Source organism: Shewanella sedimentimangrovi (genome assembly GCF_017354965.1).
In the GTDB taxonomy this organism is placed as follows: domain Bacteria; phylum Pseudomonadota; class Gammaproteobacteria; order Enterobacterales; family Shewanellaceae; genus Shewanella; species Shewanella cyperi.
This window is the reverse complement of the sequence record NZ_CP071502.1, coordinates 2,990,342-3,002,950: the sequence shown is the minus strand read 5'-3', so window position 1 is coordinate 3,002,950 and position 12,609 is coordinate 2,990,342. Positions and strand designations below refer to the sequence as shown.

Below are 12,609 nucleotides of genomic sequence, written 5' to 3'. Positions count from 1 at the left end.
GTTTTCCGCTCACGCGGTATTATCTTTCCCATATGGGACGCTTGAAACATGTCTTTGCCTGCTCTCTGAGCAGGTTTTTTTTTATCTGAAATTTAGCAACTCCTTGCCTTGGCTGTGATTTTCACTGGTGTATTTACTCTGGCCTGCCATGGGGAAAATCCCTATAATCTGCCGCTGGTGAAAATTGCCGGCGAAAGCTGTTTTTGAAACAGCTTGTAAAATCGGCGCCAGGCCCATTTTCTGCCACCCTACCCAAATACATAAAAACACCAAGGAACCCGGTTCCATGTTAGAAAAACTGTTCAAACTCAAACAAAACCACACCACGCTTAAGCAGGAAGTGATTGCTGGGGTCACCACCTTCCTGACCATGGCCTACATTATTTTCGTGAATCCCATGATCCTCGCCGGTGCCGGTATGGATCAGGGCGCCGTGTTCGTGGCCACCTGTCTGGCCGCCGCCGTGGGCTGTCTGGTCATGGGCCTGATGGCCAATTATCCCATTGCGCTGGCGCCCGGTATGGGTCTCAACGCCTTCTTCACCTATACGGTGGTGGGCGAGATGGGCTACAGCTGGGAAACGGCCCTTGGCGCCGTGTTCATGTCCGGTATCTGTTTCCTTATCCTGTCGTTGGTGCGTATTCGTGAGTGGATAGTCAATTCCATCCCCATGTCGCTGCGTCTGGGGATTGCCGCGGGTATCGGCCTGTTTCTGGCACTTATTGGCCTCAAGAGTGCCGGTATAGTTGTGGCCAGCCCTGCGACCCTGGTGACCATGGGCGATGTGACCGCTTTTCCCGCAGTAATGTCGGTGTTGGGCTTTTTCCTGATCATTGCTTTTGTTAACCGCGGCATGAAGTCTGCGGTGATCCTGAGCATACTCGCCATCACCGGTCTGGGGCTGTTGTTCGGTGATGTGCAATATAATGGTCTGGTGTCGGCACCACCTTCTATTGCACCCACCTTTATGAAGATGGACCTCTCGGCCGTGCTGGAAGTGAGCATGCTGACCGTGGTGTTTGCTTTCCTGTTCGTCGACCTGTTTGACACCTCGGGTACCCTGATAGCCGTGGCCCATCGCGGTGGTTTCCTGGATGACAAGGGCCGTTTGCCAAGGCTGAATCGTGCCCTGTCCGCAGACAGCCTGGCCACCATAGCCGGTGCTGCCCTCGGGACCTCCACCACCACCAGTTACATCGAGAGCACCTCGGGCGTCAGCGCCGGCGGCCGTACCGGTTTGACCGCTGTGGTGGTGGGTGTTCTGTTCCTGCTGTCGCTGTTTATCTCGCCGCTGGCGGGGATGATCCCGGCCTACGCCACCGCAGGAACCTTGTTTTATGTGGCAATCCTGATGATGTCAGGCTTGGTGCATGTGGAATGGGAAGACCTGACCGAAACCGCACCCGTGGTGGTGGTCTGTTTGCTGATGCCGCTGACCTTCTCCATTGCAACCGGCATTGCCTTTGGCTTTATTTCCTATGCTGCCATCAAGCTGATGTGTGGTCGCTTCCGTGACCTCAACGCCGGCATCCTGGTGCTGGCGGCACTGTTCCTGGCGAAGTTTATCTACGGCTAAGCCAAGGCTCAGGTATCGAAAAAGGCCACATTAAGTGGCCTTTTTTTATGGAATAACCAAAGGATATTGAATTAATCGATGAGAGCCCGCCGTGGCTATGTTAATCCCCGGCGGGATTGGGTATAAGGAAAGTTCGGCAAAAATCAGCCCTGGACGTGCAGTATTCGAAAAGGGCTCTTGGGAAAAGATGAATTCGATGCAAAGTGGTTATCGCAGGGTAGTGGTTAAATTGGGCACCAGCGTGTTGACCTCGGGCAGCAAATGCCTCGACAAGGCGCACATGGTGGAGTTGGCACGGCAGATGGCCGCCATGATGAAGGCCGGAGTGGAAGTGGTACTGGTGACGTCCGGTGCCATTGCCGCCGGTCGAGAACATCTCAATTACCCGAGTCTCCCGGATACCATGGCCAACAAGCAATTATTGGCGGCAGTGGGGCAAAGCCAGCTGATCCTCGCCTGGTCACAGCTGTTCAGCATCTATGGTTTGCACGTGGGCCAGCTGCTGCTGACCCGTGCCGATCTGCACGACCGTGAACGTTATCTCAATGCCCGCGATACCCTAAATGCCCTGCTGGCGCAGGGAATAGTACCCATAATCAATGAAAACGATGCGGTGGCCACCGCCGAAATCAAGGTGGGCGATAACGACAATCTGTCGGCCCGTGCGGCGCTGCTGTGCGATGCGGACCTGTTGCTACTGCTGACGGACCAAAAGGGCCTGTTTGACGCCGATCCACGCAACAACCCCAATGCCCGGCTGATCCCCGAGGTGCAGCACATAGATGACAGCCTGCGCTTACTGGCGGGCGGCTCGGTCTCGGGCCTGGGTACCGGTGGTATGGCCACCAAGCTGCAGGCGGCGGATATTGCCCGCCGTGCCGGCGTGGAAGTGGTGATTGCCTCGGGCCACCACAAGGACGTGATCAGCGGCGCGATTGGCGGTGAGGCGGTGGGAACCCGCTTCCTGGCGTTGGAGAGTCCACTTGAAAGCCGCAAGCAGTGGATACTCGCCGGACCCAAGGCTCATGGTCGGATCCTGCTGGATGATGGGGCCGTCAGTGCCGTCTGCGGCAAGGGGCGCAGTTTATTGTCCAAGGGGATCATTGCCGTGGAAGGCAAATTTGAACGCGGTGCCACCCTGGAGCTGTGCAACAACAGTGGCCGGGTGGTGGCGCGGGGCATGTGCCGCTACGGTGCCGAAGCATTGGCGGCCATTGCCGGAAAACACTCTGACGAAATAGAAGCCATTTTGGGTTATGACTATGGCGACGCCGTGGTCCACCGCAACGATATGGTGGTACTGGAAACGGGGGCAATATGATGATTTCCGAATACCTCAAGGGCTTGGGCCAGCAGGCCAGGGCCGCCAGTTTCAGCCTGGCCAACCTGGGCGCTCCTGCGAAAAGGGCGCTGCTGCAGGCCATTGCCGCCGAGCTGGCGGTGAGCCGCAGCGATATTCTTGCCGCCAACGGTCGTGATGTGACCGCAGCCCGTGCCGCCGGTTTGAATGATGCCATGATAGACAGATTGCTGCTGAACGAAGCGCGCCTCGATGCCATCATTGCCGACATAGCCACAGTGGTGGCGCTGCCCGACCCCATTGGCGAGGAAATTGACAGCCGTTTGCTCGACAACGGTCTGCGACTGTCCAGGCGCCGGGTTCCCCTGGGTGTCATAGGGGTTATCTACGAAGCCAGACCCAATGTGACAGTGGAAATTGCCGTGCTGGCGCTGAAAACCGGCAATGCGGTGATCCTGCGCGGCGGCAAGGAGACCATAGAGACCAATCTGCTGCTGGCCGGGGCCATTCGCCGCGCGCTCCAGAGCGAAGGTTTGCCGGCCGATGCGGTGCAGCTTATCGATAATCCCGACCGGGCCCTGGTCAACGGTTTGTTGCGGCTCGACCGCTACGTGGACATGATAGTCCCCCGTGGCGGCCAGGGCTTGCAGCGCCTCTGTGCCGAGCAGGCCACCATTCCGGTGATCCTGGGCGGAATTGGCATCTGCCATATGTACCTCGACAGCCAGGCCGATTTGAGCCGGGCCTTGCCGGTGATCATCAATGCCAAGGTGCAGCGCCCAACCGTGTGCAATGCCCTCGATACCTTGCTGGTGCATCGCAAACAGGCGGCGAGTTTGCCGCGCGTCGGTCGAGAGCTCGCGGCCCTGGGGGTAAAATTGGTGGCCTGTGCGGACAGCCGGGCCCTGCTGAGTGATGCCGGCATAGGGGCTGAGCTTGCCGATGACGACAGTTTCGCCACCGAGTGGCTGTCACTCACGCTTGGCATCAAACTGGTGTCAGATGTGGATGAGGCCATTGAGCATATCCGCCGTTATTCCAGTGGTCACTCGGAAGCCATACTCACAGACAATGTGCACACCGCAGGTCATTTCCTGAATGAGGTGAATTCCGCTGCCGTGTATGTCAATGCCAGCACCCGCTTTACCGATGGTGGCCAGTTTGGCCTGGGGGCGGAAGTGGCGGTCAGTACCCAGAAGCTGCATGCCCGCGGGCCCATGGGGTTAGAGGCGCTGACCACCTATAAATGGTTGGGGATAGGCGACTATACCTGTCGGGGATAAGCTAATAAAAAAGGCCGCACAGCGGCCTTTTTTATGTGGGTTACTTTACCATGTCGCCCGGAAAGACCGGTGGGTTGAAGTTGTAATCCAGAATCGAGTAACCCCAGATGATCAACAGCAGCAGCATCAGCATGCAACTGAAAATCCTGAACGCTATGATAGGTGATTGGGTATGGAAGAAGTATCTGACCTGCACCGCCCGGGTGAGCAGTAATGCCGGTACCATGAATACCGCATACAGCAGCACTGCGGTGTTGGTGAACAGGTTGCCGAAGTAATAATCCACGACCATGATAAAGACGCAGATCAGCATTGCGGTCAATCTGAATTTTTTTTCTGCCTCCCGCGACAGAAAGAAAAGCGGCTTATCCATTGCCGTGCTCCCTTGTGTGTGAGCCATTCTGGTGAATGGTGGGTTCTGCACTCCCTTGACTTCCGGGACCCTGGTTCGGTGATTATTTTCAGACCCTGTTCCAGTTATAAACTTGTTAACAAATATTTTCAAACTTCCTTTGAACCCTTCATTCAAACTCTGGTGAGATTCACCACACTTTGGTGAGCTTGCTCACCATTCGAATGCGGTTCATTACGTTTAATTCTTTAAAAATAAATGGTTATGGAATTTGGCCCGCTTTCTGCATTGTTGGAGGAAATCACCGAGACTCAAATTCCGAGGGAATGCACTATGAAACACACCAAGATTGCCGCTGCTTTAGTAATGACCACAGCCTTCGCAGGTTCAGCCCTGGCCGATGACAGCCGTCAGCTGTCACAGCGTTATGATTATCAAGGCGAGACCCTGGTATTCGATGTGGGCGTTGGCGAAGCCGAGCTGTTGGCGTCCGATGACAATGAAATTCGCATTGAAGTGCAAATCGAAGCCGCCAGCGGCAATTGGCTGAGTTTCTGGAAGCATGTGGATCTGGAAGACCGCGAATTGACCGTGAAGCAAAAGGGTAATCGTCTGCTGCTGTCTGTCAATGACCAGGACGATATCAAACAACACTGGCGTGTGTACCTGCCCAAGCAGGCTCCGGTCAGCCTGGAAGTTGGGGTAGGTCAGGTGGAAATCACAGGTCTGGTGGCCGATCTGGACGTGGAAGTGGGTGTTGGCCAGGTCAGCATTGAACATGGCCATGCCTATCGCCGGATTGAACTGCACTCGGGGGTGGGTGAGGTTAACTATTCCCGCCAGGGCCGCCAGCAACAGGTGGAACGCAACTTGGTGAGCCAGAATTTCGAAACCCTGCTGGATGGTGAGGGGGATCTCAAGGTCAACGTGGGCGTGGGTGAAGTGGACGTTCGCGAGCTCTGATTAAACCGGGCCTTTGCCCCTGTGGTTGTTGAGTGAAAGTGGGCCTGTGGGCCCACTTTGCATTTTTGGCTCGGCCCCGCCTGAGCCAAGCTTATGAACAGAGAACTCAGATCTGCTCTGCCATGGGTTTGGGACTGAATCTTGCTTTTACTTTTGGCCACAATTGCTGCATCGCCAGGGCCAGCAATATCAGCCCCAGTCCCAGCACAGTGGCTGGCGCTATGGTTTCCCCGAGCACCAGGGTGATAACGCCCATGGACAGCACGGGAGACAGGAACACCAGGGTACTGATGGACGCGGTGCGCTCAGCGTTTTTAAGCGCCAGCAGCCAAAGCACAAAGGTCAGTCCCATCTCAAACAGGCCCACGTAGATCCCCGGCAGCAGGGCGTTAAGCGCCAGACTCGGCACTGTGCCCTGATATGCAAGACCCAGCAGAATAAAGGGCAAGCCCAGCAGGAAGCTCAGCATCAGACTGACCACGGGATCGCCCTTGTCTTTGGTATTGATTATCCAGTACAGACACCAGAGCAAGGTACTCAGCAGCGCCAGGGCGACGCCTTCCGGGGCGGCAAATTCCAATGCCATAGGTTTACCGCCACAGGCGATGATAAAGACCCCCACATAGGCCAGCAGCGCCGCACTCAGATCCGATTTACGCAGCTTTTGCCCCAGCAGTGGTACCGAGAGCAACGGCAGCAGCACGGCCCAGGTGTAATTGAGCGACAACGCCTGCTGGGCCGGCAGCAATTCATAGGCCTTGAACAGCACCAGATAATAGAGAAAGGGATTGAGCAGTCCGGTTTGCAGGTATAAAAACGGGCTTGAGCGCAGTTGACGACCAAGCAATGCCAACTTGCCCTGGCAGATGAGAATAATACCCAGGGCCAGAATGGAACTCACACTGGCAACCAGCAGCAATTCCAAAGGAGAATAGTGAGCCAGTGCCAGTTTGAACGCTGTGGCGACCGTGGACCAGAGCAACACGGCTCCAAGCCCAAAGCCATAGGCCTTGTGGGAGTTTTTCAAGGATGGTTTTCCTGGGTTAAGACTGCATCTGCCGCGGCGGCAGAACTTCGCGGTGCATATTATACGCCGCCGACACTGGCTAATCTCGATGCCAAGGCAAATTTTTTCACTCTGCCCTTGTAATCCATTCTCCTGACCCAATATAGGGGTTAAGGATGAAATGCAGGTGACGAAAACCCCGGACTTGAAAAGTCCAAACACCGTCCCCATATCCACACCAGATAACGAATTAGCGTAAGAAATTTTTTCGGAGGACCCCATGGGTAAAATTATCGGTATCGACTTAGGCACAACCAACTCTTGTGTAGCAGTTCTCGATGGCGGCAAGGCGCGCGTACTGGAAAACGCTGAAGGCGATCGCACTACGCCCTCCATCATCGCCTACACCGGTGAAGAAACCCTGGTTGGCCAGCCTGCCAAGCGTCAGGCCATCACTAACCCCACCAACACCTTCTTTGCTATCAAGCGTCTGATCGGTCGTCGTTACAAGGACGATGAAGTTCAGCGCGATGTGAACATCATGCCATTCAAGATCATCCAGGCCGACAACGGTGATGCCTGGGTGGAAAGCCGCGGCAACAAGATGGCGCCTCCACAGGTGTCTGCCGAAGTGCTGAAGAAGATGAAGAAAACCGCCGAAGACTTCCTCGGTGAGGAAGTGACCGAGGCCGTTATCACTGTACCTGCGTACTTTAACGACTCTCAGCGTCAGGCCACCAAGGATGCCGGTCGCATCGCCGGTCTGGACGTGAAGCGTATCATCAACGAGCCAACCGCAGCGGCGCTGGCCTATGGTATCGACAAGAAGCAAGGTGACAACATTGTTGCCGTTTACGACCTGGGTGGTGGTACCTTCGATATCTCCATCATCGAAATCGACAACAACGACGGCGACCAGACCTTCGAAGTACTGGCCACCAACGGCGACACCCATCTGGGTGGTGAAGACTTCGACAACCGTCTGATCAACTACCTGGCCGACGAGTTCAAGAAAGAACAGGGTATGGATCTGCGCAAGGATCCTCTGGCGATGCAGCGTCTGAAAGAAGCTGCCGAAAAGGCCAAGATTGAGCTGTCCAGCACCAACCAGACCGAAGTGAACCTGCCGTACATCACTGCCGATGCCTCAGGTCCAAAACACCTGGTGGTCAAGGTGACCCGCGCCAAGCTGGAGTCCCTGGTGGAAGATCTGATCCAGCGTTCTCTGGAGCCGCTGAAAGTGGCCCTGGCCGATGCCGACCTGTCAGTATCCGACATCAATGAAGTGATCCTGGTGGGCGGTCAAACCCGTATGCCCAAGGTTCAGGAAGCCGTGGCAAACTTCTTCGGCAAGGAACCACGCAAGGACGTGAACCCCGATGAAGCCGTGGCCGTGGGTGCTGCCATCCAGGCCGGTGTACTGGCCGGTGACGTGAAAGACGTACTGCTGCTGGACGTTACCCCGTTGTCTCTGGGTATCGAAACCATGGGCAGTGTGATGACCAAGCTCATCGAGAAGAACACCACTATTCCTACCAAGGCTCAGCAGGTGTTCTCCACCGCCGACGACAACCAGAGCGCCGTGACCATTCACGTGCTGCAGGGTGAGCGTAAGCAGGCCAGCGCCAACAAGTCACTGGGTCAATTCAACCTCGACGGTATCGACCCTGCGCCACGCGGCATGCCACAGATTGAAGTGACCTTCGACATCGACGCCGACGGTATCCTGCACGTGTCTGCCAAGGACAAGAAGACAGGTAAAGAGCAGAAGATCACCATCAAGGCCTCTTCCGGTCTGTCCGAGGAAGAAGTGGCAAAAATGGTGCGTGACGCCGAGGCCCACGCCGACGAAGACAAGAAGTTTGAAGAGCTGGCCCAGGCCCGCAACCAGGCCGATGGTCTGGTGCACGCCACCAAGAAGCAGGTGGAAGAAGCCGGTGACGCCCTGGGTGCAGACGACAAGGCCAAGATCGAAACCGCCATGGCCGCAGTAGAAACTGCCACCCGCGGTAACGACAAGGAAGCCATCGAAAAGGCAAGCCAGGAGCTGATCGAAGCCTCTGCCAAGCTGGTGGAAATTGCCCAGGCCAAGGCCCAGAGCCAAGGTGCTGACGCAGGTCAGGGCAGCAGCTCTGCCGGTGCCGATGATGTTGTCGATGCCGAGTTCGAAGAGGTTAAAGACGACAAGAAGTAATCGGGCGCAAGCTTGATTCTTTCCGGCGGGCGTTACGGGGAAACCCTAACGCCCGTTCGTTCAACGCCAGTTAAGAAAGCGTGGAAATATGTCAAAGCGAGATTATTACGAAGTATTGGGCGTTGGTCGTGACGCCAGCGAACGGGACATCAAGAAGGCCTATAAGCGCCTGGCGATGAAGTATCACCCGGATCGCAACCCGGGAGACAAGGCCGCCGAGGCCAGCTTCAAAGAGGTCAAGGAAGCTTACGAAATCCTCACCGATGCCGACAAGAAGGCCGCCTATGATCAATTCGGCCATGCCGGTGTCGATCCCAACCGCGGTGGCGGTGGTTTCGGTGGCGGCGCCGATTTCGGTGATATCTTCGGCGATGTATTCGGTGACATCTTTGGCGGTGGTCGTCGTGGCCAGCGTCAGGCGGCCCGTGGTTCAGATCTGCGCTACAACCTGGAGTTGTCCCTGGAAGAGGCCGTCCGCGGTCTGACCAAGGAGCTGAAGATCCCCACACTGGCCAGCTGTGACGCCTGTGATGGCTCGGGCGCCAAGAAGGGCACCTCGGCCACCACCTGCGGCACCTGTCACGGTGCCGGTCAGGTGCAGATGCGCCAGGGCTTTTTTGCGGTGCAGCAACCCTGTCCCACCTGTCACGGCCGCGGCAAGATCATCAAGGATCCCTGCAGCAAGTGTCACGGTGATGGCCGCATGGAGCGCACCAAGACCCTGTCGGTCAAGATCCCGGCCGGTGTTGATACCGGTGACCGCATCCGTTTGGCCGGCGAAGGCGAAGCGGGCGAGTTTGGCGCACCTCCGGGGGATCTCTACGTGCAGGTGACAGTGCGCGAGCACGCGATTTTCGTCCGCGATGGCAATAACCTGTACTGTGAAGTGCCGATTTCCTTTGCCAAGGCTGCCCTTGGCGGTGAAATCGAAGTGCCGACCCTGGATGGCAAGGTCAGTCTGAAGATCCCGCCGGAGACTCAGACCGGTCGCATGTTCCGTCTGCGTGGCAAGGGCGTCAAGTCGGTACGCAGCCATGCGGTGGGCGATCTGCTGTGCAAGGTGGTGATGGAAACGCCGGTGAATCTGTCCGAGCGTCAGAAAGAACTGCTGCGTGAATTTGAGGCGACACTGTCGGGGGAGTCAAAAAAGCACAGCCCAAAGGCTGAAGGCTTTTTCGATGGCGTGAAGAAGTTCTTCCAGGACCTCAACAGCTGACAGCCCGTCATATAAAAAAGCCTGGCATTGCCAGGCTTTTTTTATGCGGTGATCAGAGGTTGAAGCGGGACAGGTCTCCCATGGCCTGCAGCTTGGCAATGGCCGGGCGATCGCAGCAACGTTTCAAATAATCCAGCACCTTGGGCTCCTTGATGCTCATCTTGGCTTTAAGGTAAGTCATCAGGGTCACCGCCAGCTGAATATCCGCCAGTGAAAAACCACTTTCGAGCACATAACCGCTGGCCTTGATACCCTTGGCGAGTATGCCCATGGCGCGATCGGCCTCACAGTTCATGGCGGCCAGCAGCGCCTGATTATCCAGCTTAACCGCGTCGGGATAGACCCGCAGATTCTTGATCATCATCCAGGGTGGCGGTTCCAATTCCGACAACTGAAAATCGCACCACTGGTTCATTTGCGCCCGCTCCAGGGCCGAATCTGGAATAAGTCCGGCGTCGGGTGCCTGCTCGGCAATGTAGCGGCAGATGGCATTGGTTTCCAGCAGTACCTGGCCGTCCACTTCCAGGCTGGGCACCTTGGCGTTGGGATTGATTTCCAGATATGGCGGCTTTTGGTGTTCACCACCTTCAAAATCAAGCCGCACATAATCATAGGGAAGGCCGGTTTCTTCCAGGGTCCAAAGGGCGCGAATGGTACGGGTATTGGGGCTGCCGTAGAGTTTCAGCATGGGATCTCCTTATTGCTGTGAGGTTTACGCCGTCCAGCTTAAGGCTTGTGGTCGATGGAAATAATGGGCATATTTGCCCATAAATGTGCGAAATGAGACAAGAATCCTATGCCGAAAATAGTGCTGCTGGCGATGCCGGGCTGCATGGGGGGCACAGTACATGCCGCTCTGGACATCTTTTATGTGGCCAATGCCTGTCTGCAACGACTGCATGGCGCCGCCCTGGCGCCCGGGGCCCGCTTTGAGGTGCAGCTGACAACCGCCGGGGATGCGCCGGTGCAGACCCGCAGTGGCCAGACCCTGGTTCCCGACACCAGCTTGACCCAGATAGCCAAGGCCGATGTGGTATTGATTTCCAGCATACTGGCAGCCGAATCCGGACGCGCCGAGGTGGCAGAGTATCTGGCCCGGCAGCAGGATACCGTGGCCTGGATCAGGGCCCAGGCCCAAAGCGGCACCCTGATGGTCAGTGCCTGCAGCGGCAGTTTTCTGCTCGCCGAGGCCGGGCTGCTTGATGGCCGCGAAGCCACCACCCACTGGTTTTTGGAGCGTATCTTTCGCGAGCGTTATCCCCACGTCGGTTATAACAGTCAAAAACTGTTGCTGGAGTATGAGGACCTGATCTGTGGCGGCGCCTACACCGCCTTTAATGATTTGCTGCTGCGGCTGGTGGCCCGCTTCGCCGGGCGCGAGGTGGCGCTGCTTTGTGCCCGATTATTGTTGCTGGATCCGGGCCGTGAATTGCAGCAGCCGTTTCATCGTTTGCTGCCCGGTCGGAGTCACGGTGACGCGGAGATCAAGGCCGCCCAGGAGTGGCTCGCCGCCCATTATGCAGAGCGCATTACCATGGAACAGCTGGCCGAGGCCGTGGCCATGGGCTCGCGCAATTTCAAACGCCGCTTCAAGGCGGCCACGGGTGAGACTCCGCTGGAGTATTTGCAACAGTTGCGGGTCGAAGCCGCCAAACAGCAACTTGAAATGACCGGTCGCAGCAGTAACGAAGTGATCTGGGCCGTGGGCTATGAGGACATCAGCTCATTTCGGCGCCTGTTTAAAAAGCTCACCGGGATCACCATGGAGCAGTATCGCAAACGTTTTGGTCTACCTGCCTGAGGTGCATTTAATATTGGCCTAGGTTTGGCATCAGACCCGCTTCTGGGTAGAATCCCTGCCAAACCGGGCTTCGATGCCCAATGGCCATATAAGGATGAAGCCAATGAAACGTCTCGCAATTTCGCTCCTGACCCTGTCGCTGCTCGGTGGTTGTGTCACCACCCAGTCTCCCACTGGCCGCAGCCAGACCCTGCTGTTTTCCGCCGCGGAAATGAACCAAATGGGCGATGCCTCTTTCGAGGAAATGAAAAAGCAGCAGAAGATCAGCAAGGATGCCAAGCTCAATGCCTATGTAAATTGCGTCGCCGAGCGGGTAACAGGTGCTTTGGAGGGCCCGGCCCTGCGCTGGGAAGTGGTGGTATTTGACTCTCCCCAGGTCAATGCCTTTGCCTTGCCGGGGGGGCATATTGGGGTTTACACAGGTTTGCTCAAGGTGGCCAATAACCAGGATCAACTGGCGGTGGTATTGGGGCATGAAGTGGCCCACGTACTGGCGAACCACAGCAACGAGCAGGTATCCCGGGCCCAGATGACGGGTACCGGGCTTAAGCTCGCCGACATGGCCCTGGGGGCCGGTGGCGTGGCCAACAAGGATCTTTACATGGCGGCCCTGGGCCTGGGCGCTCAGGTGGGCTACATCTTGCCCTATGGCCGTGCCCAGGAGTCCGAAGCGGATATAGTCGGACTGGAGCTGATGGCCCGCGCCGGCTTTGATCCCCGAGCCGGTGCCATCTTGTGGCAAAACATGGCCAAGGCCGGCGGAGCACAAGGCCCCGAGTTGCTGTCGACCCATCCATCACACGATACCCGCATCTCGGGACTGCAATCACTGGCGCCCAAGATGCAGCCCCTGTACGACGCCGCCAAGGCCAAGGGGCTGCCCAAGTGTCAAATTGCTAAATAAGCCCCTGGTTTATC

Annotated in this window: 12 protein-coding genes; 8 read left to right on the top strand and 4 right to left on the bottom strand. The window is 56.8% G+C overall.

The window, feature by feature from the left end; all coding sequences use genetic code 11:
* Window positions 1-81: 81 nt before the first annotated feature.
* Window positions 82-237 carry a hypothetical protein gene (locus JYB85_RS13170; protein ID WP_207379661.1) on the bottom strand — a complete coding sequence of 52 codons (156 nt, stop codon included), beginning with the start codon at window positions 235-237 and terminating at the stop codon, window positions 82-84.
* A gap of 49 nt (window positions 238-286) precedes the next feature.
* Here JYB85_RS13170 and JYB85_RS13165 point away from each other — a divergent pair, with 49 nt between their 5' ends.
* The 3 genes from JYB85_RS13165 (at window position 287) to JYB85_RS13155 (ending at window position 4,159) form a co-directional block, all read left to right on the top strand.
* Window positions 287-1,576: an NCS2 family permease gene (locus JYB85_RS13165; protein ID WP_207379660.1), complete on the top strand. Its 1,290-nt coding sequence runs from the start codon at window positions 287-289 to the stop codon at window positions 1,574-1,576.
* 187 nt (window positions 1,577-1,763) lie between these two features.
* Entirely contained in the window at window positions 1,764-2,897 is a 1,134-nt protein-coding gene (proB, locus tag JYB85_RS13160) for a glutamate 5-kinase (RefSeq protein WP_207379659.1), read from the top strand.
* Window positions 2,894-4,159, top strand: coding sequence for a glutamate-5-semialdehyde dehydrogenase (locus tag JYB85_RS13155; protein ID WP_207379658.1), 1,266 nt, complete (start codon window positions 2,894-2,896; stop codon window positions 4,157-4,159). The genes proB and JYB85_RS13155 overlap by 4 nt, the downstream gene beginning before the upstream one ends.
* A gap of 40 nt (window positions 4,160-4,199) precedes the next feature.
* Here JYB85_RS13155 and JYB85_RS13150 read toward each other — a convergent pair whose 3' ends face one another.
* Complete coding sequence (locus JYB85_RS13150; protein ID WP_207320436.1) at window positions 4,200-4,532, bottom strand: hypothetical protein; 333 nt, start codon at window positions 4,530-4,532, stop codon at window positions 4,200-4,202.
* Window positions 4,533-4,844: 312 nt separating this feature from the next.
* Between JYB85_RS13150 and JYB85_RS13145 the strand changes: the two genes are divergently transcribed.
* Window positions 4,845-5,474 carry a hypothetical protein gene (locus JYB85_RS13145; RefSeq protein ID WP_207379657.1) on the top strand — a complete coding sequence of 210 codons (630 nt, stop codon included), beginning with the start codon at window positions 4,845-4,847 and terminating at the stop codon, window positions 5,472-5,474.
* 106 nt (window positions 5,475-5,580) lie between these two features.
* Here JYB85_RS13145 and JYB85_RS13140 read toward each other — a convergent pair whose 3' ends face one another.
* Window positions 5,581-6,501: a DMT family transporter gene (locus tag JYB85_RS13140; RefSeq protein WP_207379656.1), complete on the bottom strand. Its 921-nt coding sequence runs from the start codon at window positions 6,499-6,501 to the stop codon at window positions 5,581-5,583.
* Window positions 6,502-6,760: 259 nt separating this feature from the next.
* Here JYB85_RS13140 and dnaK point away from each other — a divergent pair, with 259 nt between their 5' ends.
* A complete protein-coding gene (dnaK, locus tag JYB85_RS13135; protein ID WP_207379655.1) occupies window positions 6,761-8,674 on the top strand; it encodes a molecular chaperone DnaK in 1,914 nt (637 codons plus the stop codon).
* Window positions 8,675-8,762: 88 nt separating this feature from the next.
* Window positions 8,763-9,890 carry a molecular chaperone DnaJ gene (dnaJ, locus tag JYB85_RS13130; protein WP_207379654.1) on the top strand — a complete coding sequence of 376 codons (1,128 nt, stop codon included), beginning with the start codon at window positions 8,763-8,765 and terminating at the stop codon, window positions 9,888-9,890.
* 52 nt (window positions 9,891-9,942) lie between these two features.
* Here dnaJ and JYB85_RS13125 read toward each other — a convergent pair whose 3' ends face one another.
* Window positions 9,943-10,578 carry a glutathione S-transferase family protein gene (locus JYB85_RS13125; protein ID WP_207379653.1) on the bottom strand — a complete coding sequence of 212 codons (636 nt, stop codon included), beginning with the start codon at window positions 10,576-10,578 and terminating at the stop codon, window positions 9,943-9,945.
* Window positions 10,579-10,686: 108 nt separating this feature from the next.
* Between JYB85_RS13125 and JYB85_RS13120 the strand changes: the two genes are divergently transcribed.
* Window positions 10,687-11,691, top strand: a complete 1,005-nt coding sequence (locus JYB85_RS13120) for a GlxA family transcriptional regulator (protein WP_207379652.1) — start codon at window positions 10,687-10,689, stop codon at window positions 11,689-11,691.
* Window positions 11,692-11,794: 103 nt separating this feature from the next.
* Entirely contained in the window at window positions 11,795-12,595 is an 801-nt protein-coding gene (locus JYB85_RS13115) for a M48 family metallopeptidase (RefSeq protein ID WP_207379651.1), read from the top strand.
* The last annotated feature ends 14 nt before the right edge of the window (window positions 12,596-12,609 follow it).

Excerpts from the sequence above, each read along its gene's own strand:
- JYB85_RS13170 (WP_207379661.1), bottom strand. The coding sequence starts at position 237 with ATGGGCCTGGCGCCGATTTTACAAGCTGTTTCAAAAACAGCTTTCGCC.
- JYB85_RS13165 (WP_207379660.1), top strand. The coding sequence starts at position 287 with ATGTTAGAAAAACTGTTCAAACTCAAACAAAACCACACCACGCTTAAG.
- proB (WP_207379659.1), top strand. The coding sequence starts at position 1,764 with ATGAATTCGATGCAAAGTGGTTATCGCAGGGTAGTGGTTAAATTGGGC.
- JYB85_RS13155 (WP_207379658.1), top strand. The coding sequence starts at position 2,894 with ATGATGATTTCCGAATACCTCAAGGGCTTGGGCCAGCAGGCCAGGGCC.
- JYB85_RS13150 (WP_207320436.1), bottom strand. The coding sequence starts at position 4,532 with ATGGATAAGCCGCTTTTCTTTCTGTCGCGGGAGGCAGAAAAAAAATTC.
- JYB85_RS13145 (WP_207379657.1), top strand. The coding sequence starts at position 4,845 with ATGAAACACACCAAGATTGCCGCTGCTTTAGTAATGACCACAGCCTTC.
- dnaK (WP_207379655.1), top strand. The coding sequence starts at position 6,761 with ATGGGTAAAATTATCGGTATCGACTTAGGCACAACCAACTCTTGTGTA.
- dnaJ (WP_207379654.1), top strand. The coding sequence starts at position 8,763 with ATGTCAAAGCGAGATTATTACGAAGTATTGGGCGTTGGTCGTGACGCC.
- JYB85_RS13125 (WP_207379653.1), bottom strand. The coding sequence starts at position 10,578 with ATGCTGAAACTCTACGGCAGCCCCAATACCCGTACCATTCGCGCCCTT.
- JYB85_RS13120 (WP_207379652.1), top strand. The coding sequence starts at position 10,687 with ATGCCGAAAATAGTGCTGCTGGCGATGCCGGGCTGCATGGGGGGCACA.
- JYB85_RS13115 (WP_207379651.1), top strand. The coding sequence starts at position 11,795 with ATGAAACGTCTCGCAATTTCGCTCCTGACCCTGTCGCTGCTCGGTGGT.